The organism is Lewinella sp. 4G2, from assembly GCF_001625015.1.
GTDB lineage: Bacteria > Bacteroidota > Bacteroidia > Chitinophagales > Saprospiraceae > Neolewinella.
Map to the genome: position 1 here is coordinate 1,957,558 of NZ_LVWJ02000014.1, position 25,301 is coordinate 1,982,858.

Annotated in this window: 21 protein-coding genes; 15 read left to right on the top strand and 6 right to left on the bottom strand. The window is 55.2% G+C overall.

Features of this window, described 5'->3' with window-relative positions; all coding sequences use genetic code 11:
* Window positions 1-74 precede the first annotated feature (74 nt).
* Entirely contained in the window at window positions 75-569 is a 495-nt protein-coding gene (locus A3850_RS08660; protein WP_068215649.1) for a hypothetical protein, read from the bottom strand.
* 55 nt (window positions 570-624) lie between these two features.
* Between A3850_RS08660 and A3850_RS08665 the strand changes: the two genes are divergently transcribed.
* The 3 genes from A3850_RS08665 (at window position 625) to A3850_RS08675 (ending at window position 4,162) form a co-directional block, all read left to right on the top strand.
* The gene (locus tag A3850_RS08665; RefSeq protein ID WP_231915300.1) at window positions 625-1,656 is read left to right on the top strand and encodes an acyl transferase; all 1,032 of its coding nucleotides are present in this window, start codon (window positions 625-627) and stop codon (window positions 1,654-1,656) included.
* 67 nt (window positions 1,657-1,723) lie between these two features.
* A complete protein-coding gene (locus A3850_RS08670) occupies window positions 1,724-2,650 on the top strand; it encodes a hypothetical protein (protein WP_068215651.1) in 927 nt (308 codons plus the stop codon).
* An 81-nt stretch (window positions 2,651-2,731) separates the two neighbouring features.
* Window positions 2,732-4,162: a S9 family peptidase gene (locus A3850_RS08675; RefSeq protein ID WP_068215653.1), complete on the top strand. Its 1,431-nt coding sequence runs from the start codon at window positions 2,732-2,734 to the stop codon at window positions 4,160-4,162.
* A 78-nt stretch (window positions 4,163-4,240) separates the two neighbouring features.
* Here the strand turns inward: A3850_RS08675 and A3850_RS08680 are convergent, their stop codons facing one another.
* On the bottom strand, window positions 4,241-7,858 hold the full coding sequence (locus tag A3850_RS08680; RefSeq protein WP_068215655.1) for a gliding motility-associated C-terminal domain-containing protein: 3,618 nt from the start codon (window positions 7,856-7,858) through the stop codon (window positions 4,241-4,243).
* Between the two features lie 260 nt (window positions 7,859-8,118).
* Between A3850_RS08680 and rpsF the strand changes: the two genes are divergently transcribed.
* From rpsF to rplI, 3 genes are all read left to right on the top strand, one after another.
* The gene (gene rpsF / locus A3850_RS08685) at window positions 8,119-8,589 is read left to right on the top strand and encodes a 30S ribosomal protein S6 (protein ID WP_068215657.1); all 471 of its coding nucleotides are present in this window, start codon (window positions 8,119-8,121) and stop codon (window positions 8,587-8,589) included.
* 27 nt (window positions 8,590-8,616) lie between these two features.
* Window positions 8,617-8,883 carry a 30S ribosomal protein S18 gene (gene rpsR / locus A3850_RS08690; protein ID WP_068215659.1) on the top strand — a complete coding sequence of 89 codons (267 nt, stop codon included), beginning with the start codon at window positions 8,617-8,619 and terminating at the stop codon, window positions 8,881-8,883.
* Between the two features lie 131 nt (window positions 8,884-9,014).
* Window positions 9,015-9,461, top strand: a complete 447-nt coding sequence (gene rplI / locus A3850_RS08695; RefSeq protein WP_068215660.1) for a 50S ribosomal protein L9 — start codon at window positions 9,015-9,017, stop codon at window positions 9,459-9,461.
* A gap of 115 nt (window positions 9,462-9,576) precedes the next feature.
* On the opposite strand, the gene A3850_RS08700 is transcribed toward rplI, so the two are convergent.
* Window positions 9,577-10,827: an ABC transporter permease gene (locus A3850_RS08700; RefSeq protein ID WP_068215661.1), complete on the bottom strand. Its 1,251-nt coding sequence runs from the start codon at window positions 10,825-10,827 to the stop codon at window positions 9,577-9,579.
* Window positions 10,828-11,180: 353 nt separating this feature from the next.
* On the opposite strand from A3850_RS08700, the gene queA reads away from it, so the two are divergent.
* The 6 genes from queA (at window position 11,181) to A3850_RS08730 (ending at window position 19,196) form a co-directional block, all read left to right on the top strand.
* Window positions 11,181-12,245: a tRNA preQ1(34) S-adenosylmethionine ribosyltransferase-isomerase QueA gene (gene queA / locus A3850_RS08705; protein ID WP_068215662.1), complete on the top strand. Its 1,065-nt coding sequence runs from the start codon at window positions 11,181-11,183 to the stop codon at window positions 12,243-12,245.
* Window positions 12,246-12,593: 348 nt separating this feature from the next.
* Window positions 12,594-13,349 (top strand): hypothetical protein, encoded by a 756-nt coding sequence (locus A3850_RS08710; protein ID WP_068215664.1) that lies wholly within the window; start codon window positions 12,594-12,596, stop codon window positions 13,347-13,349.
* Window positions 13,350-13,730: 381 nt separating this feature from the next.
* Window positions 13,731-14,339, top strand: coding sequence for a gliding motility protein GldL (locus A3850_RS08715; protein WP_068215666.1), 609 nt, complete (start codon window positions 13,731-13,733; stop codon window positions 14,337-14,339).
* A 144-nt stretch (window positions 14,340-14,483) separates the two neighbouring features.
* Window positions 14,484-16,133, top strand: coding sequence for a GldM family protein (locus A3850_RS08720; RefSeq protein ID WP_068215667.1), 1,650 nt, complete (start codon window positions 14,484-14,486; stop codon window positions 16,131-16,133).
* 179 nt (window positions 16,134-16,312) lie between these two features.
* Window positions 16,313-17,212: a gliding motility protein GldN gene (gene gldN, locus A3850_RS08725; protein WP_068215669.1), complete on the top strand. Its 900-nt coding sequence runs from the start codon at window positions 16,313-16,315 to the stop codon at window positions 17,210-17,212.
* Between the two features lie 205 nt (window positions 17,213-17,417).
* The gene (locus tag A3850_RS08730; RefSeq protein WP_082921712.1) at window positions 17,418-19,196 is read left to right on the top strand and encodes a glycoside hydrolase family 9 protein; all 1,779 of its coding nucleotides are present in this window, start codon (window positions 17,418-17,420) and stop codon (window positions 19,194-19,196) included.
* 21 nt (window positions 19,197-19,217) lie between these two features.
* Here A3850_RS08730 and A3850_RS08735 read toward each other — a convergent pair whose 3' ends face one another.
* On the bottom strand, window positions 19,218-19,475 hold the full coding sequence (locus A3850_RS08735; RefSeq protein ID WP_157500999.1) for a hypothetical protein: 258 nt from the start codon (window positions 19,473-19,475) through the stop codon (window positions 19,218-19,220).
* A 78-nt stretch (window positions 19,476-19,553) separates the two neighbouring features.
* Here A3850_RS08735 and A3850_RS08740 point away from each other — a divergent pair, with 78 nt between their 5' ends.
* The gene (locus tag A3850_RS08740; protein ID WP_068215673.1) at window positions 19,554-20,765 is read left to right on the top strand and encodes an alpha/beta fold hydrolase; all 1,212 of its coding nucleotides are present in this window, start codon (window positions 19,554-19,556) and stop codon (window positions 20,763-20,765) included.
* Here A3850_RS08740 and A3850_RS08745 read toward each other — a convergent pair.
* Both A3850_RS08745 and A3850_RS08750 read right to left on the bottom strand, forming a co-directional pair.
* Entirely contained in the window at window positions 20,762-22,435 is a 1,674-nt protein-coding gene (locus tag A3850_RS08745; protein WP_068215675.1) for an FAD-dependent oxidoreductase, read from the bottom strand. The genes A3850_RS08740 and A3850_RS08745 overlap by 4 nt on opposite strands.
* A gap of 60 nt (window positions 22,436-22,495) precedes the next feature.
* On the bottom strand, window positions 22,496-23,908 hold the full coding sequence (locus A3850_RS08750) for an ATP-binding protein (RefSeq protein ID WP_068215677.1): 1,413 nt from the start codon (window positions 23,906-23,908) through the stop codon (window positions 22,496-22,498).
* 110 nt (window positions 23,909-24,018) lie between these two features.
* Here A3850_RS08750 and A3850_RS08755 point away from each other — a divergent pair, with 110 nt between their 5' ends.
* Window positions 24,019-24,495, top strand: a complete 477-nt coding sequence (locus A3850_RS08755) for a hypothetical protein (RefSeq protein ID WP_068215679.1) — start codon at window positions 24,019-24,021, stop codon at window positions 24,493-24,495.
* Window positions 24,496-24,559: 64 nt separating this feature from the next.
* A complete protein-coding gene (gene trmD / locus A3850_RS08760; RefSeq protein ID WP_068215681.1) occupies window positions 24,560-25,240 on the top strand; it encodes a tRNA (guanosine(37)-N1)-methyltransferase TrmD in 681 nt (226 codons plus the stop codon).
* Window positions 25,241-25,301 lie beyond the last annotated feature (61 nt).

Sequence of the window (25,301 nt, forward strand, 5' to 3'; positions counted from 1 at the left end):
CGGTGAAAGTACGAAGGAGGCCCATTGGTTTACTTTCCCATTCTTAAAGCAGTAAATAAAGGGGGCGCTGCGACCTATTCGAGGCAAAGGATCTCAATCGGGTTCGTCTGGATCTTATTACTCAGGTTACCCGCCCGGTCGCGGATCTGTACGGAGTAGGAAAAAGTATCCGTCGGGAAACGTGGGTCCCGCTCACACAAAACGCCGTTGACGATACAGCAAATTCCGGCGCTGTTGGTGACGGTGACGAAGATGTCTCCACTAATCCCGTTGCCCGTGCCCTCCCGCGAAATGGCCGGGATCTTGAAGGGCGTCTGAATGGGTAAACGGCTATCCTGCAAGAAGATGTCAATGCTGTCGTCGGCAAGGCCACCGAGATCACCGTCGCCATCGGTGAAACTGAAGTGGATCTCCAAAGAATCCGTTGGCCCCGAATCCAACCGGGCCTGCTTAATCCTCACTTTGTTAACTCCCTCAAAGGTGATGACCGGCTCGATGGGGTACTCCGGCGGGTTGACGCAGGCCGCCACGAAAAGAAGGGGAAGGAGCAGAAGGAGATAATTACGCATAGGGCTGGAGAAATAAGCGGGGCAAGCGCTGCGACTTTTTTTGCCCCCGGGCGTTATGACGGGCGTGCCGTACCACGACGAAAATACGGGAAACCAGGAGCTCCGGCAATCCTTACTGGCGAGGATTCGAGCCGTGAACCGGGAAACCTTTTCCGAACTGGCCCTGGATGTTTTTCGCTACCAGGCACGGTACAACTCTACTTACGCTCGCTACCTCGATTTGTTGCGCCGCGACGCCGCCTCCGTCACTGTGGCGACCGATATTCCCCATTTACCCATCTCCTTATTTAAGACCCACGACTTGCGGGCCGGGGCGGATTGGCAGCCCACCCGCACCTTTACGAGTAGTGGGACGACCGGCGCGGCCACGAGCCACCACCCCCTCCGCGCAGAAGCCTGGTACCGCCAAAACGCCCGCCGGGCCTTCGAACTGCAATACGGTTCTTTGCGAAATCGGGCTGTCCTGGCGCTCCTGCCGGCCTACCTGGAGCGGACTGGATCGAGCCTGGTATTTATGGCGGACGACTTTATCCGGGAATCCGGACGGGAAGAGTCCGGCTTTTTTCTAGATGATCTGGCTGGCCTTTCCGCGCGGCTCCAGTCGCTAAAGAACGACACGCTACCTCCGCTGCTGATCGGCGTAAGCTTTGCCCTTCTGGATTTAGCGGAACAATTTTCGCAAGATCTGGGCCACACCATTATCATGGAAACGGGTGGGATGAAAGGCCGCCGCAAAGAGTTGACCCGTGCAGAACTCCACGGTACGCTGGGGGAAGCTTTCGCTGCAGCCCACATCCACAGCGAGTACGGGATGACGGAACTCCTCAGCCAGGCCTACGCGCCGCGGGCGGGCATCTTTTACCCGGCCCCCACCATGTCCGTTACTACGCGGGACGTGACCGATCCCTTTACCACCCTGGCCCCCGGCCGGGCCGGTGCCATCAACATTACGGACTTGGCCAACCTGGATACCATCTCCTTCATCGCCACGGACGACCTGGGTAGGGTGGGGGAGGACGGCACCTTTGAAGTCCTGGGCCGATTGGACGCGAGCGACGTGCGGGGTTGCAACCTACTCGTACTGTAAGGAATCTTAAAGGGCAATCCAACGGTGGTGCGCAGGGTTAATTAGTCAAACCCACACACCCGTACTCATGGCTGCCCTGATTCCCAAGAAGTATACCCTGGCCCTTTTCTTCTCCGCCATTGTCGGCACCTTCCTAATTGGTAGTTGGCACGTCCGCTCGTTGGAGCGGCAACTGGAGACGGTGACCAGCCAAACTGAAGCTACCCACGCGGCTACGATCGAACTGTTGGAGCTTCAATTAGTGCAGTTGCACCGCGCTACCGACCGGCAGCTATTGGATGATTCCAAAGCGTTGTGGCGACCGATGCTTACCATCTTCCAACGTGCGAAAGAAGTAAGGCAAACCTTCGACGAGGCTGTAGCCGGAGATTACGATATGGGCATCCGCTGTGCCTTTGGGCCCCGCTTCACGCGCGAGGAAGTCTACCACTGGGCGGCGGACCGGGAGATGGAAGGCTTCGTTACGGATCTTACTAATCATCTACGTGATTACGGAAAGGATTACGACTTGCACCCCGATGATATTGAGTTCCGGATATCCAGGTACAACAAGGAATTGCAACAATTCCAAGATTGGGACTGGGATGAGCTCGAAGAATTACCACGTGATCTGGCCGTAGATTTGGTGACGATTGACTTACTCACGCTGCAGTTCAATCTTTTAGAGGACTTAGCCTCGATGCACGCGGGTAGAACGATTATCTGTGATGCCTTCTTCCCCGTCGTCAGCGCCAACGCTTGCTCCTACGCACGGGGAGACACGCTGCGCGCCAAGGTAGCCGTGGGCAGCTACTCGACAAATTTGAACCCCAATAACGTGGACCTCCGCGTGAACGGCCAGCGCCTGCACTTTAATGAGGACGGGACGGCGGACTATATCTCGATCGTCCGCCAACCGGGGCAGCAGACCTTGAACACTTCCGTTAAGGTGACGAATCCGCTGACGGGTATAGTACAGGCGGGAGAAGGCCAGTTTACCTACGAGGTGCGGTAGGCTGCGTCAGCTACCCAACAATTGGTGGCTCGTGCTGGCCACTTACGTTCCAGCTGTAGTCCAAACCTTACCTTTGGGGCTATGCGTAGAATTTTATCCACCACCTTTCTTGCCCTCTTCCTTTGCACCTGCGGCAGCGCCCAGATCACTGGAAAGTGGTACGCCATCCTGGATGCAATGGGTACTAAATTGCCACTTGCGCTGGACCTGCAGGACGAAGGCGGCGAATTGGCGGGTACCCTGAAAAGCCCCAGTCAATCGCCCACGGCTTTCCCCTTTTCGTCGGTTTCTTTTGACGGCCAACGCTTTCAATTTGCGCTTGCGGACATGGGCGCGGATTTCTCCGGCGTATTGAATGGCAAAGAAATTCAGGGCGTCTTCAACCAGGCTCAGGTCGATTTTCCGATCAAGTTCACCCGCTACCGGCCGGACGGATTTCCCATCAGCGATGGCCCGGTCACTCTGGTGAAGCGCAGCCAGGAGCCGACTGATTTTCCCTACCAACGCGAAGCCATCACCTTCCCCGGAGGCGCCGACGGCGTGACGATCTCCGGCGAGCTGACGATGCCCACTAAGGGTAAACCACGCGCCGCCATCATTCTCGTTTCCGGCTCGGGCCCGCAAGACCGTAACTCCTTCCTGGGTAGCCAGATCAACCACAGCCCCTTCCTCGTCCTGAGCGATTACCTCACGCGGAAGGGCTTTGCCGTCCTCCGTTACGACGACCGTGGCGTAGGCGAAAGCACGGGAGATTATGCCACCGCCACTACCTACGATTTTGCCGCTGACGCAGGTGCCGCGGTAGGATATTTAAAAGGGCGCAAGGACTTCAAAAGGGTGGACGTAGGCATGGCCGGCCACAGCGAAGGCGGATTGATCACCCCGATCGTAGCCGCGGAAACGGGCGAACTGGATTTTGCCCTGCTACTGGCCGCCCCGGGTGTCTCCATTGACAGTCTGATGCTGAGCCAGCGACGGGCGGTGGGCCAAAGCATGGGAATGCCAAGTAGTATGATCGAATTGGACGACAAACGCTGGCGGGCTGCTTACGCCTTCATCAAGGAGAGCCCAGCGCTGGATACGGACCAATACATTGAAGCACTCTACGGCGTCTTCGAACGGCAAATGATGCACCTGCCGGAAGCACTGCAGCGCAGCATTAAGGACCCGAAAGCTTTTAATGCTCAGTTCGTGGAACCTATGGCCCAACCCTGGATGCGGAACTTCATCACAATGGACCCCACCCCCTACCTGGAAAAAATGACCATCCCAACCCTGGCCATCAACGGACTAAAAGACCTTCAGGTGGATGCCATGCAAAACCTGAATGGCATCAGCATCGCTATGGCCCGCAACGAAAACAAGGACGCGACGATAGCACCGCTACCCGACCTGAATCACCTCTTCCAACCCGCCGACACCGGCGCACCGAACGAATATGGCACCATCGAAACTACCTTCGATCCCACTGCTTTGGAGGTGATCGGAGCCTGGTTGGAGGAGCGGTATTAAACTGGAATACCAGGTCTAATAAGTGAAGACCTAAATAATGCTTGCTTGGGTAGCATAATAGCTACTCAATAGCCGGCCTTATCGCATTAACATCATGGTGCCGGAGAATTCAATGAGTTCACCGTCGAGCCGCCGTAATCCGCTGATGTAGGCGTAGGTCCCCGCACCGGCGAGTTCCCCGTTGATCCGCCCGTCCCAACCCGGTTGGCCGGGCTCGTATTCGTACACGAGGGCACCCCAACGGTTGTAGATGCGCAGGTAATCCACCGCGTCGTAGCCGATACCGGGGAAGACCTCGTAGGTATCGTTCACCCCATCAGCATTAGGGCTGAAGGCCGTCGGGAAGAAAGCGGGCGACCGCGTATCTACGGCAATTCTCAGCGTATCGCTGGCGAAACAACCCTCGTTACTGGTTGCCGTGAGGATGTAGGTCGTCTGGCCGGTAGGCACGGCGATGGGGTCCAGGCAGCCACGGCAGGAAAGCGTATCCCCGGAACTGAACCAGTTCAGCCGTAACCCGGGGATTTGATCCGCGGGCGGTGCGGTAAGCGTACGGATTTCGAGGGGTTCGCCGATCTTAAGCAAACGGTCTTCTCCGATCTCGATCTCAAACTCCGTGGGCCGCCGCAGGGTAACCATCTCACTGGTGACCGTACAGCCATTCGCATCGGCGACGGTGACGACGTAGTCTCCTGCCGCGGCCACGGCGACGTCCGAATCAAGACCGCCCGTTTCATTCTCCAAACCATATACGTAAGGAGAAGTGCCACCGCTGACGTTGGTGGCCAGCACGCCACCCGTCTCCGTACAAATGGCGAAAGGGACGACAGAATCGAGGCGTAAACCGATGACGGAGTCCACGGTCGTCCGGACTAGGTCTTCACAACCCGCTCCATCGCGAATGAGGAGGTCATAAACGCCGGAAGCCAGCCCGGCGGCACTTTCGTTGGTCGTGATCTCGACCCCAAAAGTATCCCGCCAGGAGTACTGGTAAGGAGCGGAACCGAGGGTGGGGATGGCTCCTAGTTCGTGCACATCTTCACAGTCCGAACTACTGATGGAGACGGCCGCACTGAAGTTATCGGTGAAGCCGACGGTGAAGGTCTCCCGTTCCACGCACCCGCCCGCAAGCGTGGTTTCGAGCCGGTAGTTTCCAGGCTCCAGGACGTTCAACGAAAGGGAATTTGCACCAGCGATAGCATCGCCATCCGGCCCGAACCACTGAAAGGTGGCGGGTTCGGTGAAACTGGTTGTGACGCTGAGTTCGCCCGTCGGTGAACTGCAATCCAGATCAGGAAGGGAAGGAGTAAAAGTCACTTGTTGGTTTTCCTGGCGCACGGTAAAGACCCGCTCCCGCGTGCAGCCTCCATTCAGGGTGTACACGAGCGTGTAGTTTCCGGCAGCAACGACGGGTAGGGTAAGATCAGTGGCGCCCGGGATGACCATCAGGTCCGGGTCTAACCAACTGTAGCTAAGGTCACCGCCAAAATCAGTACTTACCACCAGTTCCGTGCTGGGGTTGAGGCAGTCTACGGAAGGATCATTGTCGGTAAAGTTGATGGCTACTTCGTCGAAGGTCACATTGTAGTTACTCCGTTGGGTACAGGAGACGCCGTAGCTGACTTCAAGGCGGTAGCTCCCCTCTTCCGTGACGGGCAGGTTAGCCGTGGTAGCACCCGGGATTTCTTCGCCGTCGGGGTTAAACCAACGGTAAGTAATTGGGCCGGGGTCGTCGGTACTGATTCGAATGGTATCCTCTGGGTTAGCACAAGTGAGGACGGGTACCTCGGCGCTAAGGTTTACGGTCGTTGCCTGCTGCGTAACCCGGTGCAGGGTATTGTTCTCACAACCCGCTTCGGTAGTGGTGACCAGCGTGTAAATGCCGGGCTCAGTAACGGAAAGGCTGAGGCTAGTTTCCCCTACTAGCGTATCTCCCCCCGGGTCGATCCACTGGTAGGTGGCCATTTCGGTGAAATCGGGCGTCAGGGAAATACTGCCATCCGTATTGCGGCAGGAAATGGGCGTAATATCTTCTGTGAACGTAGGGGAGAGGTCACGTAAGTCAATCTCCCGAATGATGGGGTCGCCACAATCAAATGCCGCTTCAAAGCGAATTAAGGGAGAGGGGAGTACGTCAATAGTAAGCGGTGCCGCTTCCACGGCGCCGATAAAGTCGCTACTTCCGTCGTCAAAAACAGCGAAGACGAAGAAGAAACCAATATCCCAGTTAGTGATCACGGTAAACGTAGTGGGGTTATTGGGGTCGTAGCAATCCTGCCCTTCCGTCACGATCTCAAAATTGGGCACCCCGTCTCTGATGACGGAGTATTCCTCGATGGTCCGCTCGCAAGCGGTACTGATGGTTACGGCGTAATTGCCGGGCTCAAATACTTCGAAGCGGCGGCCGGTGCTGCCATCACTCCATTCGTAGTTGGCGGCAAAATTGGAAGCTGCACTAATGACAACGCTAGTCTGGTCACTACAAAGCGCGAAACTGTCCCGAATGACATTCGCCGGAATGATGGGGCGCTGGATAGTGACGGGGTCCGAAATCACACAACCGGCGGCGACGGTGGTCCGTAACTGGTAGTCTCCATCAATGTCCAGGCCGGGGACGACCCGGTAACTTTGGTTGGTGGCTCCGACGATGGCCACCCCGTCCTTGTACCACTGGTAGCCGGCGCCGGGTGCCGCGGTGCCCGTAAGGACGATGTTGTCGTCACAAATGCTCTCTCCCTGTACGGAAACGGGGCCGGGCGTGAAGCCACCGTTTTCAAAGGTCTCAAAGTTTTCGACGGTGTTTATGCGAATGTCGTCGACGAAATAATAATGGCGCCAGGAGGGGCGATCCTCAAAAAGGTTGTCATCGCAATTGGCTCCGATGGCAATGGCCTCGTAGCTAGTGGAAGGAGTGAAGTCAACCGTAGCCGCCGTCCAACTACCGGGGGTTCCGGTAACGGTAAAGTCGGTGATTTTTTCCCATCCCGGTGCGTCACTGTTTTCTACACATTCTCTTCCTTCAAACCGGACCTGATCGCAACGCCGAATGCCGTAGATGGCCAGGGGAGCAACCGGCGGGGAGCTCACGCGGCCACTATCCTGCGGGGCAACGGGTTCGGGCCCGGCGGGAAAAAAAGATTCCTCAGCGTAGCCGACGTTGATAGCTAGCCGGTAAGGTTCTCCGGCGGTGAGTCCGCCACCATCCTTGAGGCAGGCGGCAAAGTATTCGCGCGTAAAGCTGCGTTGCCGGCCGTTCCGGTCAAAGTCGTTTCGGTCCATTACGCCGGACCAAAAGCCCGCTACGCCGGAACCACTCGGTAAGGGTTGTGGGATGGATACGGGCCAGAACGGTGGGTTGCCGGAGTAGGTGAAGGCATTCCAGGAATCCGTCGTGCCGTCACTTGCTTTGATCCAGCCCACCAAACAGTCAACCTGCCCCGGGCCGTCGGGTAGGCCACCCGTCTGGCTGGAGGTGCAGCCATCCTCATTGCCATCAAAGTTTTCAAAGGAGGGGTTGGGGAAGATCGATTCCACGTTGGGCTCCAGATTGCAGCTGCAATCCGTGGTGTCCCGAATGTCCACCAGCCCGTCGGCGTCATCGTCGATCCCGTTGTCGCAGATCTCCTGGGCGGCAAGGCTGAGTGAAAACGTTGTGGTGAAAAAGAGTAATAGGGAAAGCCGTAAAAGTTGTCTCACTGGGTGCTCATTTGAATGCGTAACCCAAGGTAATCCCTTGCGTTGCGGATTTTGCCGAAAGTTTGTCCGTTTGTAGGCGTACTTGCCGGAGCGCAGATTTCTGTCCGTAAGCTTGGGGGGAACCGCGAATCAGGTGGCACCGTAGAAAGGGGTGCCGGCTAATAAAACTTTCCTTATCTTTGCACCCCCTTAGCGCGGAGCTCCGGCCCCGTGTTGGGTTTAACCAATTCTTTTCACCTCAATCAGTACGACTGATCCATATGAGAAATTACGAGACAACTTTTATCGTAGATCCGGTGCTGTCGACCGAAGACATTAAGTCGACGGCTCAGACGTACGTAGACACCCTTCAGAAAGAAGGTTGCGAGATTGTATTCGTTGACGAGATGGGCCTCCGCACCCTCGCCTACGACATCAAGAAGCGCAGCAACGGCGTCTACTACAGCGTAGAGTACACCGCTCCAAATGGTGCATTCCTTAACAACTTTGAGCTCGGTATGAAGCGCGACGAGCGCATCCTCCGTTTCCTCACCGTTAGCCTCGACAAGTACGGCGTTCAGTACAACGCCGACAAGCGTGCCGGCAAGATCGGCAAGGCCAAGCGCAAGAAGCAGGACAAGCCAGCCAAGAACGAACCCGCCGCCCACGGCATCAGCCGTAAGAAGGCCGACGCGCCCAAGCTCTCCGGTGTTCCTTCCGGCGACGCCGAAAGCTTCAAAGAAGAAGAGTAATTCGTTAATCCCCTAAATTAGACAATCATGGCATCTAGAGATGACATCAAGTTCTTGTCCAATCCAAAGATTGGCGGACGCAAAAAAAAGTACTGCCGTTTCAAGCGTTACGGTATCAAGTACATCGACTACAAAGATCCTGACTTCCTCCTCACTTTCGTGAACGAGCAGGGCAAGATCCTCCCCCGCCGCATCACCGGCAACAGCCTCAAGTACCAGCGCAAGATCGGCACGGCCATCAAGCGCGCGCGTCACCTGGCCATGTTGCCTTACCTGACGGACCTTTTGAAGTAAATAGTTTCGAGTTGCGAGTATCAAGTTGCAAGACTTGTCACTCGCAACTCGATACTTAATACTCGCAACTAATAACTAACCACTACTCCAATAGGGCACTGCCCTGAAAGAGTGGGACAACATAATTCAACATGAAAGTAATTATGCTGAAAGACGTCGATAAAGTCGGCGATAAGCACGAAGTAATCACGGTAAAGAACGGTTTCGGCCGCAATTTCCTCCTCCCCCGTGGCCTGGCCATCATCGCTAATGAGTCCAACATGGGCCGTCTGAACGAGATGATCCGCCGCGAAGATGCACAAGAGGCTAAGCGCCTGGACGTTTACAAAGAGATCGCCGAGAAACTCAAGGGCCAGGTCGTCAAAATTGGCGCCAAGGCAGGAGCAACTGGCCGTATCTTTGGTTCCATCACTGAACTCTCCGTTAAGCAGCAGCTGGAAGAGCAGTTCGGCGTAACCGTTGAGCGCAAGAAGATCAACCTTCCGGAAGACGCGAAGGAGATCGGTACCTACCCGCTCATCCTCAAGCTTCACCCCGAAGTGACGCACGAGATGCAGTTGGAACTGGTACAGGAGTAGAGGAGATTAACACCTTTACGACTCGATTAAAAAAGTCGCTATCCTTAATTGGGTAGCGACTTTTTTAGTAGCGTAGTATTGTAGTCGGGTAGTCGGGTAGTACCGTACTACCCGACTAACTCCTCATCGCCTCCACCGGGTCCATACTTGCCGCCTGGCTCGCCGGAATCACACCCGCCAGAACGCCAACGGCGGCGGAAAGACCGATGCCGAGTAATGCGTTCTTGAGGGAGAGCACGATGGAGAAGTCCTCCATGAAATTGTTCAGGATACTGGTGCCAATAAACACGAGCGCCAGCCCGGCCAAACCACCAATCAGGCAAAGGATGACGGACTCCGTCAGGAACTCCAGTAGGATCACGAATTGTCGGGCACCGAGGGCTTTTTTGACCCCGATCAAACCGGTCCGCTCTTTGACCGAAACGAACATGATGTTGGCTACACTGATCACGCCGACAATGATGGAGAAGCCACCGATGAGCCAGCCCATCAGGTTCAGTACGCCGAAGAAGGAGCCCAAAGCATCGGCCATCATGCTTAGTTCATTGAGGGCGAAGTTGTCGTCCTCCCGGGGCCGCAGCCGGCGGTTGGCGCGGATGACGCCACGGATCTCATCTTGCAACTGTGCGGTCGTGATGCCATCTTTTGCTTTGACGCCCACCGTGCCACCGTACTGATTGCGGTTCTTCAGATTGATGAACCGCGCGGCGTTGGTATAGCTCACTACGATGGCATCGTCGAAGTCGAGTGGGTTGATAAGGTCGCCTCCAGATGGCTTGAAGACGCCGAGTACCTGGTATTTACGGCCACCCATTTTCACCATTTTGCCAATGGGGTCGATGGTGCCGAATAACTCGTCCGCAATCGTAGCGCCGATGATCAGTTTATCCGCCCCACTATTGTATTCGCCTGGCGTCCAGTAACGACCCTTTTCAATTTCAATATTGAAGATGCGCTCCATTTCGTAGGTCGTCACGAAGAGGTAGCCGCCTTCCACACTGTTTTTGCGGTATTTCAGGGCCTTCGATCCGGGCACCGTCCAGTACGAAACGAGGCTGGCGGTAGCCATATTTTTCTTCAGCGCCTCGTAGTCGTCGTGGTCGGGGTAGGGGCGTTGGAAGAATTCCCACCAATCGCCGCTGTTATCCTTCCAGGGCCACTTATCGATGTACACCACGTCGTCGCCCAGTTTAGCTAGGCTACCGTTCAGGCTGTCCTCGAGCGAATCAACCGCCGAAAGCACCCCGATGATGCAAAAGATCCCGATCGAAATACCAAGTAGCGAAAGGAAGGCCCGCAGTTTATTACCCGCCAACTGCGCCATTGCCTGGCGTACACTTTCGGTGAAGACTTTCAGAAAAAGCATGGCGGGGGGGATTATTCCAATTTGGTAAGATCAATCACCAGAAGGGGACGATGGTTTAGGAAGCACCCATTTATAACTGAATTATGCGGGCGCTGCCGCAGGTGCGGTGTAGGGGGCGTTCCGTAACCTTAAAGGTAAGTACTACCCCAAGGTTGACGGCCGCATATCGACGAATGGGCCATCCGCAGGGATGAAGGTGGGGAACAATGCTTTTTAGTGGATAGAACTTTAGTTAGCGCCCAAGCCTTATTAAATGGATGCCCCCAGGAGGGCGGCCAAACGTAGAGAATCCTTTACCTTTGCCCGTTCATCCGGGCGTAGCCTTTCCGAAAATCAACAGAACCCCACAGGGAATGAGGACAAAATTATCACAATTCAAGTTCGAGCTCAACGATAAACTGATCGCCAAAACGCCTACCAAGCGGAGAGACGACAGCCGTCTGATGGTCGTTAACCGCGAGACGGGCACCATTGAGCACAAAATGTTCAGCGATCTGCTGGACTACTACGAAGAAGGTGATTCCCTCGTCTTTAATAATACCAAGGTCTTCCCCGCCCGTATGTATGGGCTAAAAGAAAAGACCCAGGCCCGTATCGAGGTCTTCCTATTGCGCGAACTCAACGCTCAGGCTCGCCTGTGGGACGTGTTGGTGGACCCCGCCCGCAAGATCCGCGTTGGTAACAAACTGTACTTCAACGACAAGAAGGGCAACAATCGTCTCGTCGCCGAAGTAGTGGACAATACCACCAGCCGTGGCCGGACGATCCGTTTCCTCTACGATGGGCCGAACGATGAGTTCCGGAAGATCCTCCACTCGTTAGGCAATACCCCCCTCCCGAAAGTGCTGGAGCGGGAGCCCGATAGCCGGGATGCCGAACGCTACCAAACCGTCTTCGCCAAGGAGATCGGTGCCGTCGCCGCCCCCACCGCCGGCCTCAACTTCAGCCGTGAGACACTGATGCGGATGGAGCTGAAGGGCATCAAGAAAGCCGAGATCACCCTTCACCTTGGTTTGGGGACTTTCCGCGACATCGAAGTAGAAGATCTGTCCAAACACAAAATGGACGCTGAGTACTTCAAGGTCACTCAGGAAGCCGCAGACATCGTCAATGCTACTAAGAAGGATGGTGGCTTGGTGTGCGCCGTCGGTACCACTGCCCTCCGTGCCTGTGAGGACAGCGTCAGTGCTGAGCGCTTGCTAGCTACGAACGAGGGTTGGACGAACCGTTTCATCTTCCCTCCCTACAAGTTCCACATCCCCGACCACTTGTTGACGAGCTTCCACCTGCCGAAGAGTAGCCTGTTCATCGTCACCTGTGCTTTCGGTGGCATTGATCTCATCCTGGAAGCGTACGCCCAGGCCCAGAAGGAGAAATACAAGTTCTTTGCCTACGGCGACGCGATGCTGATCATCTGACCCCCTCCGTTACCGATGCCAATTTAGTAGAAAGGCCGTTACGTTCAGCGTAGCGGCCTTTTTGCGTGGGGGAGTGTGAGTCCTAATTACTTTGCACCTGCGCGAGCGCCCAAACTCGTCCCGCTTTCTACCGAAGGCAGGGCTTGGTAAGGATAGTCGGGGACCAATGACCTTATTCTTCATAATAATCTGTGGAAAGGAACCCGCGCTATTGCGTGATATTGGATAAATCGGCTCATAACTAATTGTATACGTATTTATTCGCAAGTATACGTTTATTTGACTACTGCCGTTTGGGGGCGGCTTGATGTTTGTGCCATCAAATCACCCGCTAATTCTGCTACAGACATGAAAGCACAGCAACTACTCCGTATTGTAACGGACCTCGAAGGAGGCATCGACCCTACTACCCAACACCCTTTTGATCTGGCTACCTCCTCCATCGCGGTGCCGGACGTTCGTGCAGCCCTCTCCGAACTCAAACTGGTACTTACGGAGGGTAGCGCGAGTAACGAAAGTATACCAGATACTTTGCTGCTGGAGACCCACCGAGAGTTGGTGGCCCTCGGCTACCAGCCCGTGCCGGAGCAATTGGTGCGCGTGCTCCGTGGGAGCCGCTCGATCGCTGACGCGAACCTGAAGGCTGTGACTGCCTACGGGACGCTACGTGCGAAATACAGCAAACGCTACATTATCCAGACCATCGCGGATTTTGCCCGTCGCCACTCCGCTCTCTTTGCTAATTCGGGTGTAATAGCACCTAAACCAAAAAAGGAACGGTCGCCGCATTTGGACTTACCCTTCTTTCGGGAGGAGCGTTTCGACAAACTGACGGACGAAAAAGCGCTGGAATTGAAGACCGAAATCGATAAATTGGGCTTTGCGCGCCCGACGGACAAATTGCCGGAATTTAAACGCCGCGCCCGCAAGAATTACCCGAGGGCGTACGAGCCGTGGACGCGCGCGGAACATGCTCTCCTGATCGAAACGATGTGCTATACCAATGATGCGGAACGAATCGCTACGTTATTCGGGCGCACGGCCAAATCGATCACCGATGCGGGGCTAAAATTGATCTACAACAGCAAGCAGAATGCGGCCTGATGGAATTGAGGCGGTCCTAAGCCATGTTTAAGTGGAAGAAGGAGGTTTTGATGAACCTTCATTTTCTGAGGGGAAAGTTTTGCCGTACGAAAGGATGGCCGTCAGAATAAACGGTTATCCATAGCAGCGAATATTCGCTTAGCAATAGGGTAGTTGGAGTGGTCTCCGAATAATCTACGGAGCAAGTGTGGCGAGCGACAAACTTTTGTTATTTCGGCCTCAAAGTTATAATTTCGCGTTCGCTCACAATACCGCGGCCTTAACGGTAGTTAATTTCCCGTTAATGTGGTGTTGGCCACAGAGAACAAAACCTCATTTTTAAACGGGTAAGAGACCAAAGTCTTCTTTCATCATCTCTCCCAAACTTACCGCTCTAATATAATGGCTCTAACTAAGTCCCCCGCCTTTAAGTACGTTAAGAACTTCATCATCGGTGTCGGCGCCGCTATCGTAATGCTTGGTGCCCTCTACAAAATCCAGTCCTGGGAAAACCCCGCGTGGTTGCCCGAAGGTTGGGACCTCATCACGATCGGTCTCGGTGTAGAAGCATTCCTCTTCCTCCTCCTCGGCGTTCTCGGCCCTGAGCCGGACTACTACTGGGATAAACTCTACCCCGGTCTTTCTTCCTACAACGCTGACGTGCAGCCCCTCGCTACCGGTACTGGTGTGATGACTACCCCCGCCGCTCAACTCAACGGCGAAGTCGTCGAGCAGCAACTCGGCGGTATGTTGACTGAGCTCCAAACCATGTCGAAAAGCATGAGTAGCCTTAAGGCACTACAGGAAGCTGACTTCTCCGGAACCAGCGCCCAGATCAAGCAGATGGGTAACTTCTACGCCAAGCTCAACGAAGCCATGGCTGACCTCGCCGCTACCGCCGAGGACACGAAGACCTACAAGAAGAACATGGCCGAACTGAATGGCAACCTGACCACGCTCAACAGCGTCTACGGTAACATGATCAGCGCCATGCGCGCGCCTCAGGCCTAAGTGAACCACGCTATCCGTCTCTAAACAATCATCTTGCTCCGCGTACGATGATTTAGAAATGGGGTTCAACAACTCTCCAATTACAAACTATACTCCGGGTGTGGGAAGTGCGACTTCTTCGCCCAGAGCCTTAATATATATTATATGTCAATTCCAAAGGAACCCCGGCAGCTAATGATCAACATCATGTACCTGGTACTGATGGCGCTGCTGGCCCTGAACGTTTCCGCCGAGGTGATGAATGCTTTTCACACCCTGGATGAAGGAAATAAAAATTCCATCGCTACCGTCAATGAGCAGCTGAAAGGCACCGTTGAAGGTCTCGACGGATTGTTGAAGGACGACTCTAAAGCAAAATTCCGCCCCATCCAGCCGGCCATTGCTAACGTTCGTGCCATCTCTGATCAACTATCTAGTTACGTTACTGACCTTAGTAACGAGTTGATTGACCTTTCTGGCAATAACAATAATGAGCTTGACGAAGGCGATTACAAAGACTACGAAAACGGAGTCATCAAGGGCAAGAAGAACAAGGATGTCCCTACCCGTGTCCTCGTCTACGGCGAAGATGGAGCAGGTGGTGAACCCGGTAAGGGCGAAGACCTGAAAAATGAGATCCAGCGCACAGCCGACGAACTAATTGCTGCCTACTCCGCCTTGCTCACCGAGCACGGTGAAACATTCGGTCTGCAGGAAGCTGAAATCCAGACCCGTATCAACAACGTCAAGAACAATATGCCATTGGCGGTTGATGACGAGGAGTGGAGAAATGCTGCCGATAAAAAGGAGAGCTGGGCCGACTACAAGTTTGGCCACATGCCCGTTGCTGCGGTGCTTCCGCTGCTGTCTCAGATTCAGTCTGACCTGAAGTCAACCGAAGCCAACATGATTAACGATATGGTTAGCCTCGCGGGTGGCCGTACGATTGAAATTGACAAGTTCTTCCCGGTATTCTCTGCGGACCGTAGCTACGTTATTAGTGGTGAGAAGATCAACGCCAAGGTATCCGTAGGTTCTTACTCTTCAAGTCTGGATCCAAGTAACGTTCGCCTTACGGTAAACGGTCAGGCACTTCGCTTGAACGCTGACGGTACTGCTGACTACTCCATTACTGGAACTGGATCAGGCCAAAAGTCAATCAGCACCGCCGTTGCCGTAACGAACCCACTCACGGGTGAAGTGACACGTGGTGAAGGCAAGTTCACTTACGAAGTGGGTCAGCGCTCCGTCGCCGTATCCGCCGACAAGATGAACGTATTCTACATGGGCGTCGAAAACCCGCTTACCGTGTCTGCCGCAGGTGTACCCTCCGGTGATGTTCGCGTAAATGTATCCGGAGCAGCTCAGAAAAAATCTGGTAGTGGTAGCAAGTTTATTATCACTGGTACTAGCCAGGGAGAGGCAACGGTAACTGTCTCTGCCAAAGGGCAGAATCTCGGCACCTTCCCCTTCCGCGTGAAGCGCATTCCCAACCCGGTTCCCGTAGTAGGTAACTCTAAGGGTGGTAAGATTCCAATTACGCAATTCAAAGGTCAGAAAGGTATTTTCGCTAAACTCGAAAGCTTTGACTTTGATGCGCGCTGTGAAATCGCCGGCTATGAGTTGGTGTACGTCCCCAAGCGGGATGATCCACTGATCAGTAATAACGCTGGCCAGACCTTCAACCAAAAGTCCAAGCAGCTCATCGCTCGTGCTCGTCCGGGTGACAGCTTCTACGCCAACAACATTAAGGCGCGTTGCCCCGGTGATCAGGGCCCCCGCGCACTGGGTTCTATCGCGTTCCAGCTACAGTAAACCGTTAAGGTGTTGTGGCCAGTTTGGCTGCTGACCTAATAAAGCGGATATTTGCGAGCCTTCGCCCACCGATGATTCGGGGCGGAGGCTCGTTAATTTACCGCGGTGCTCACACTACGCGTTGGTGCTGTGGCGTTTGATCTATCGAATCAGCTCTTTTTCTTCCAATCAACCCCTCCATGAAGGCAGTTTTTCAATTGGCACTTACGTTGGCACTCTGTGTCTCCGCAACGCTTTCCGCACAGGTCCCAGGGCCTACCGGTAGCAACCCCAACAGTATTTCCCTCCCCGGCCAGGGCGACCCCACTGACCCCGCCAACGATCAGTTCCTGACGCCCGTCAACGACATCGTTGAGCGCACTATGGTCAACGAACGCAAGATCTTGGCCTACGAACACGTACGGGAAGCTGACCTCATGTGGTCCAAGCGGATCTTCCGCGTGCTGGACGTGCGGGAAAAGATCAATATGCCCTTCGCTAACCCGGAGCGCCCGCTGATCACCGTACTATTGGAAGCCGCCGATAGCAACAAAATCCAACTGTACGACCCCATCAGTGACGCTTTCAAAGTGCCCCTGAAAGACGCTGACCGCGCCGCACTCGCCGGTGGTATCGATACCGTCGAAGTAATTGATGAGGACTTCAACATCACCTACGAGCCCATCGCTCGTGAGTTGAATCCCGAAGACATCCGCCGCTACCGTATCCAGGAGATTTGGTTCTTCGATAAGGAGAGCAGCACCATGCAGGTACGCATCCTCGGTATCGCCCCACTGAAGAATCAGTTTGACGAGATGGGTAACTTACTTTACGAACTGCCCATGTTCTGGGTCTACTACCCCGGTGCCCGCCAGATGTTGGCCAACGAAGAAGCTTACGCTTTCGGAAACGACGCCGCTAACCGTAGCTGGGAGGACGTATTCGAAGCCCGCTACTTCAACAGCTACATCATTAAGGAAAGTAACGTACTCGATCGCCGGATCGATAACTACCTCACTTCCGGCCGTGAGCGCCTCCTCGAAGCCGAGCGCATCAAGCAGGAGATCTTCAACTACGAGCAGGATCTTTGGAGCTACTAAGGAGTACCGGATAGCTACTATCTGATCTTCGATTCAAAAATGCACCTTTCGCTTTCTGCGGGAGGTGCATTTTTCGTTGGTGGGCTATCGTTTCACTGGGCTTGTCCGAAAATCATGATTTGAGCTAGTTGTCTGGCTAGTCCGCTAGTTCTTTCCCTGGAGAGCACCTGGCAATTGCTACATTGTAGCTTAAAGTTGCTCATCAATGATCTCAAGGCTATTCGTACTCTGTTTGCTCCTTGCCAGTCTGTTCCAGTGCGCCTCCACGGAAGACATCTTACCACCGGGAATGGGAGAAGAGGAAATGGCCAGCGACCGTATTCGGCTAAATCAGATGGGGATCTACCCTAACTCAACGCTTCGCTTCAGCATCATCGCATGGGAGGGCACGACGGATACGCTGCCGGATGGCCAACCCGCCCCCGTAGCGGAAGAACCCGCCGCCTGGTACGTTACCGCGGAAGAGGGCAAGGTTATCATTGCGGATGGTCAGGTGGGTGAACTAATGGATTGGTCCGAACTAGGTGGGGTGAAGGCCTGGTACGTAGAAACCCCCGCTCCGGCCGAGGGAAGCTACCGAATCTACGTGCCGGGAGTGGGCTACTCCCACGAGTTCGACGTGCGGGAAGGTGTCTACCGGAAAGCCTTGTTGGGTTCCATGCATTCCAATTACCTACAACGGATGAGTATTGACCTTCCCGAAGAATTCGCTGGCCCCTACGCCCGCAAGGCTGGTCATCCGGATACCCGGGTAAAGTTCCACCCTTCATCGGGCCGGACGGGCTACACCTCCAGCCCCGGCGGCTGGTACGATGCGGGGGACTACGGCAAGTACGTCCTCAACGCCTCCTTCCCCCTGGCGCAATACCTTACCCTGCGGGAGGACGCCGGCCTGCAGATCCGGGAAGGTGATCTGCAAGTTCCCGAACGCACCAACGGGGTAGAGGACTACCTCGATGAACTCCGCTACGAATTGGATTGGCTCCTGACCATGCAGGACCGCGACGGCGGGATGTTCCACAAGTTGACGACTCTGAACTTCGATAAGATGATCATGCCGGAGGAAACGACGGAGCAGCGGTACATCATCGGGAAATCCACCGAAGCCACCCTCAATTTTGCCGCAGCCGCCGCCCAGGCAAGTCGCGTATGGACGGATGTAGACGATAAGTACGCGGCTACACTCCTAAAGGCATCAATAAGAGCTTATACCTGGGCCGTCGAAAACCCGGAGATGGGTTTTACTAACCCGGAAGACGTCACCACCGGCCAGTACGGGGATACGGACTGGAGTAGTGAACGGGCTTTCGCAGCAGCCGAATTGTACATCACGACGGGGGAGGAAAAGTACCTCGACGCATTTATGGCTGATTACCCCGGCGACCCGTTCCGAGCGGGCGGCGGCTGGAAGACCTTCATGGGGCAGATGGCGCTCTTTACCCTTACGCGCTTTCCTGACGGGGTGCCCGCTGAAGTCTACGACCGGGCGAAGGCAGACATTCTTACCACGGCGGATAGCCTCGTTGCCGAAGCTGAACGGCTACCCTTTCATCAACCAATATCCGTCTTTAACTGGGGGAGTAATTCAGACGTCCTCAACGCAGCCATGCTGGTGGCCACTGCCAATCGCCTGGACCCTAAACCCGAATACCGGGATATGATCCAAGCATCCGTAGACTATGTTCTTGGCCACAACGCAGTCGGTTACAGTTACGTAACGGGCTTCGGTGACCGGACGCCAATGTTCATCCACCACCGGCCCAGTATTGCGGATGACGTCGCTGAGCCTTTCCCCGGCTTTCTTTCGGGCGGCCCGAACCCCAAACAGCAGGATGCTGCCTGGGCCACTTACCCCGCCCGCGCCGCCCCCATGCAGAGCTGGACCGATCAGGAAGGAAGTTACGCAAGCAACGAGATCTGCCTGAATTGGAATGCCCCCCTCACTTACGTGCTTGGTTACCTGGAAGCGCTTAATAATCGCTAGCTTACCGAAAGGGCAAGTGTTCTAGCTCGCCCAATCACCCCCCGCGCCTTCGTAAATGGCGTAGGCGGCCAGGGCTGCTTTTAGTAGCAGGGCCAGGAACTCAAGCCAGGGCCGGCGTTCGGCTACCTCCTCAATCCGCTTAGTCGGGCTGATTGGGTAGAAGACGAATACGACCAACAGATCGCGGATCCGTTCCCGTTCCGGTGGTTTATCGCTGCTTGGGTCCACTACTGGTGGCGTTGCTTTAGGTTCTTCGTACTGGGTTTGTTGGTTTTTCATGGTCGCGTGAATTTTACCAAAACTAAGGGTTAGGTCGGTCAGATCAAACAAAATGTTTTAATTTAACCACAAATTGTTTTGAAAAGTTCCCGTATCACGTTTCCAAATGGCCGCGGCCAGGAGCTCTCCGCCCGCATCGAGCAGCCCGTCAATCGGGAACCCTTCGCCTGGGCGGTCTTCGCTCACTGCTTCACTTGCTCAAGCTCGTTGGCGGCGGTACGTAACATCAGCCGGGCGCTTAACCAGGCGGGTTTCGGCGTACTGCGGTTTGATTTCACTGGTTTAGGGAGTAGTGAGGGCGCTTTCGTAGATACCAACTTTACGACGAACATTTCGGACCTACTCGCCGCAGCGGAGTGGTTGGGCGAACACTATTTGTCTCCCGCATTACTGGTAGGACACAGCTTGGGTGGGGCGGCCGTGCTGTGCGCAGCCCACCGTTTGAACTCGGTGAAAGCCGTCGCCACGATCGGGGCTCCCTTTACTCCCGCCCACGTAAGTGACCACTTCAAGGAAGAATTGGCGACCATCGTTACGGAGGGGTCCGCCACCGTCGATATTGGAGGGCGGCCATTCCGAATTGCCAAACAATTCTTGGAAGACCTGGAGGCCCACCGCGTTGAGGAAAAGATCAAGGAATTGGATGCCGCCCTTCTCTTTTTGCACTCCCCGCAGGACCGGACGGTTCCCATCGAAGAGGCTGCCAAGTTGTACCAAGCCGCTCATCATCCGAAGTCTTTCGTTTCTCTGGATGGGGCCGACCATTTACTATCCGAGGAAGCCGATGCGCATTACGCGGGTAACGTCATTGCAGGGTGGTCCGCCCGCTATATCATTGCACCTGCGGCAGCGCCCCTGCGCTCTAAGAAACAAGTAGCCGTCCGCCTCGGAGACGAAGGGTTTACGACGGAAGTGATGGTCCGCCAACACCAGTTAATTGCCGATGAGCCGGAGAAAATCGGAGGTAACGATTACGGGCCGGGGCCCTACGAATTGGTATCCGCAGGTCTAGGCGCCTGTACGGCCATGACCATTCAAATGTACGCCCGCCGCAAAAAGTGGCCGGTGGAAGAGGTGGAAGTGCACATCGATCACCGCAAGGATTACCCGACGGACTTGCAGGAAGTGGAGGAAAAAGCCGGCAAGGTTGATCTATTCGAACGGACCATCGTGCTGCGCGGGGACCTTACTGAGGAACAATTGCAACGCTTACTAGAAATCGCCGATCGCTGCCCAGTGCACCGGACACTCCACGAAGCGGTAACAGTTACGACGACGCTAAAGCGCTAAACCTCTGCCAGGTATTGGTGGACAAACTTGATCGCCATCGCCCCTTCCCCCACGGCCGAGGCAACGCGGTTCATGGCCCCGGAGCGAACGTCTCCCGCCGCGAAAATGCCGGGCTGGCAAGTTTCGAGCAGGTAGGGTGGCCGGTCGTGCGTCCAGGCCTTGCTGTTTTTGGCGGAGCTGGTGATGTCCCGCCCCGTAACGACGAAGCCCCGCTCGTCGGTCAGGATGCTGCCGCGCTCGATCCAATCGGTACGCGGACGGGCGCCGATGAAGATGAAAAGGGCATCAGCTTCAGCGGTAAAGGTTTCCTCCTTCTCTAAGTTCTGGATGAGCAGTTCCTCGATGTGATCGTCCTGGCCGCGCACTTCCTGGATTTCCCGAAAGCCGTGCACGGTAATGTTCGGCGTGGCGTCGATCTGATCGATCAGGTAGCTGGACATGCTGGAGGTGAGATTCGGTTTACGGATGAGGATGTGGACCTCGTCGGCAAACTTGGAGAGATAGACAGCCCCCTGCCCGGCAGAATTGCCACCACCTACGACGTAGACTTTTTTGTTTTGGCAGGCTTTGGCCTCTGTCATGGCGGCTCCGTAGTAGACGCCGGCGCCGCTGAACTTATCCGCGCCCGTGGCGGGGAGTTTCCGGTACTGCACCCCGGTGGTAAGGATGACGGAACGGGTTTTAATTTCCGAGCCGTCGTCCAATGTCAGGATCTTGTAGGTATCCTGCACCCGAATATCTTCGACCGAACGAGGACTGACGATCTCCACCCCAAAGCGTAAGGTTTGGGCCATCGCCCGCCGGGTAAGTTCGGACCCAGATAGCCCGCTGGGGAAGCCGAGGTAATTCTCAATCCGACTACTCGAGCCAGCCTGGCCACCGGGTGCGCGGGCTTCGATCAACAGGGTCTTGAGGCCCTCGGAACCGCCGTAGACGGCCGCCGCCATCCCGGAAGGGCCACCTCCGACGATCACTACGTCGTACAGGTCTTCGCTGGCCGTTGCGCTCATGCCCAGTTTCTCGGCGAGGTCGGGAAGCTTAGGGTCAGATAGGGAGGACCCGTCTTCAAGGATGACGATGGGTAGGTTCTTGTGATCGCAGTTGTGTAACTCTAGTAGTTCCTTGCCTTTGTCGCTGGAGGCCTCTACCCACTGGTAAGGTTTCAGGTTGGCGGCCAGCCAGTCCTTGATGTTGTGGGACTTCGGCGAATACTGATAGCCCACCACCTGAATCCCCTGAAAGGAAGGGCGAAAGGTTAGCTTCCAGTCCTCGAGCAATTCATCGAGCACGGGGTAGAGCTTCTCTTCCGGCGGGTCCCACGGCTTGAGGAGGTAGTAATCCAGCTGGACGTCGTTAATGGCCTTGATGGCGGCCTGGGTGTCGGAGTAGGCGGTTAGGAGCGCCCGTTTGGCTTTTGGGAAGAAGACCTTAGCCTTTTCCAGGAAGTCCACGCCCAACATCTCCGGCATCCGTTGGTCGGAAAGGTAAAGGGCTACGGTTTCGTTCTTTTTCTTGAGTTCCTCAATTGCTTCGAGCGCTTCGCTGGCACTCGTAGTGGAGATGATCCGGTAGTCCGCCTTGTAGTGACTCCGCAGGTCCCGTTTGAGGGAGCGGAGGACCTGGGGGTCGTCGTCCACGGAAATGATGATGGGTTTTTGCTGGTCAGCCATGGGTTGGATTAAAGGGAGGTAACGGTAAGAAATGGACTGTGCTGAAACGAATACCTAAAACTACAAAGGGAAACATACCCGAAAGCAGGTCGAACCGGGCTTACTCTCCAACGAAACGGAACCTCCGTGGCGCTTGAGGACGCTGCGGACGATATCGAGGCCCATACCAGTGCCTTCCCCAATCCCCTTGGTGGTGAAGAAGGGCTCAAAGATCCGGCTTTGGATGTCCTCCGGTACGCCCGGTCCGTTGTCGGTGACGTCCACGCAGAGGTTATCTCTGCGGCGGTAGGTGCGGATGCCGATCTTTCCGGAGCCATCCTTGGCAACGGCGTCGAGTGCATTGGATATCAGGTTGGTCCAGACCTGGTTCAACTCGCCTTCCAGGACTTTGATGTTGGGGAGATCTTTACCCAGCTCTTTTTTCAGTTTGACGTTGCCCTGCTTGAATTTAAACTTGAGCATCGTTACGGTGGACTTGATACCCTCGTGGATATCCTTGAACTCCATACTGGCGTCATTGTCCATGTGGCTGTAGGTCTTGATCGAAGCGATCAATTCTGCAATGCGGGAGCTGGCGGTTTGGATTTCACCTACGAGGCCTTCGGTGGTGAGGTTGGTTTCAATCCACCAGATGACGGAACGGATGGCGTCTTCGGGGATGGCCTCCACGATGCGGTCCAGATGTTCCGTTTTAAAATCCCAGTCGATAAAGGTGTCGATCACTTCGTCCGCATCGTCGATGCCGTGGTCTTCGAACCAGTCTTCCAGCTCGTCATTGCGGTCTTCACGTTCCAGTAAGCTGAGGTCGGAGGTGTCGGAGCAATTGCGGATCCGATCGAAGAGCACTTCGTTGACGACGTCCACGGATTCCGGGGTAGCGTTCATCGTCATCAGGCTCTTAAAGCGCTCCGGGGTCTGGCCCAGGTGACGGTGTAGTTCCTGACTGGAGCGGACGATGGCGGAGGCGGGGTTGTTCAGTTCGTGGGCGAGCCCGGCGCTCATCTTACCGAGGGCCAGTAGTTTTTCGTCCATCAGCCGCATGTTCTGGAAGTCGCGTACCCGGTCGGTCATAATACCCACGAAGCTCTGGACGAGGTCGTAACTGACGTTGACCATTTCCACGAACTGATCCTTATGAATGCGGAGTAGTTGAACGTTTTCCAGGGCGAGGCCTTCGGCGGAGGTCTTCTTCATGCGGCTGAAAGGGAGGATGCCCATTACGTAGGGGGCCTCCCAGACACCCATTTCTTTGTTGCGGCCATCCTGGATCCGGCGGATGAGGTAGCTTCCCTTTAGCATGATGTCCATGTACTCTACGGGGGCGTCGTTTTCAAAGACGATTTCATCCTTATCAAAACAGACGAATTTGCTGTGCTCGATGAGCCACTCGAGGGAGGAATCCTCAAGGTGTTCGAACATGGGCATGGCCCGTAGCTGCTCGAGTAAATCACTGGGTTTTTCGCACTGGTACATGGTGATGGTTGTGGGGCTGGAACGCCACTGGCCCCCGATCGGTTCTATTCCCTTACCATTCGTACGAGGCTCGGCGGGGCTGCCGTATGTTTGTGGTTTAATCCACTAATATGGCGGCGACGACGCGTGGTTCTCACTTCACTTTTGAAGCCCTTTGGTGGGGATTCACCATCGTATTGGCGGCGCTGATCCTGCTGCCCCTGTACACGAAGGTGCCAGAGTTCCCCTTTTTTCTGCCCAACTTCGTATACGTAGTGGTTGCCATTACGCTGACGCGTTACCTTTTCTTGCTGGACATCAGCTGGCTCCGGGATAAGCTTTACTTGCAGGCGGCCATTACGCTGGCTTTGATTCCCCTCATTTTTTGGATGGGGCAGTGGTTTAATTACTTCATCATCCACTTCGACGAAAACGGGCCGGACGTCCTCGTCAAACACCTCCCCTGGGAGACCCGGACGATCATAGACAATTACATGCACGCCGAGTACCGGCTCTTTGGCGTTTGGGCCATCATGACGGCTGCCGTCATGCCGTTTCGGTTGCTTTATAATGCCTGGATACGGTATAAGGCGGGAGTGAGGAGTTGATCAGCTACCAAGTTTAAGCGTTTCTACTTCTCAATAGATAGGCATCCTCTTTAAAATTTACGCCGTGCACTTTGATATCATCACCGTCCTTCCCGAGCTGCTGCAGTCTCCACTTTCTCACAGCATCATGCAACGGGCGAAGGACAAGGAACTGCTAACGGTGGCGATTCACGACTTGCGGGAGTATGGCCTCGGCAAGCACCGGAGTACGGATGACTATCAGTTTGGGGGAGGCGCCGGCATGGTCATGCGCTGTGAACCCCTAGCCGCCGCCATCGATGCGCTGAAGGCGACCCGTGAATACGACGAGATCATCTACCTCACCCCCGACGGGGAACAGTACAAGCAAACCCGGGCCAATCAACTCAGTTTGGGTAAGAACTTACTCCTGATCTGCGGCCACTACAAGGGCATTGATCAGCGTATTCGGGACACCTACGTGACGTTAGAAATTAGCATTGGCGATTATGTCCTGTCGGGTGGAGAGCTGGCCGCGGCCGTCCTGGTAGATTCTATCGGTCGCCTCCTTCCCGGTGTGCTCAACGATGAAACCAGTGCTTTGACCGATTCCTTCCAGGACGATATGCTCGCTCCCCCCGTCTATACCCGACCAGCCGAATGGCGCGGCCAACGCGTACCGGATATCCTCCTCGGCGGCAACTTCCCCAAGATCGAAGAATGGCGCGAAGCCCAGGCCGAGCAACGCACTCGCGACCGCCGACCTGATTTGCTAGGGGAAGAGTAATACCCATTAAAGGAACAGAATGATCCAAATTACTTGGGGCGGTTGGGAATCCAAAGCACCA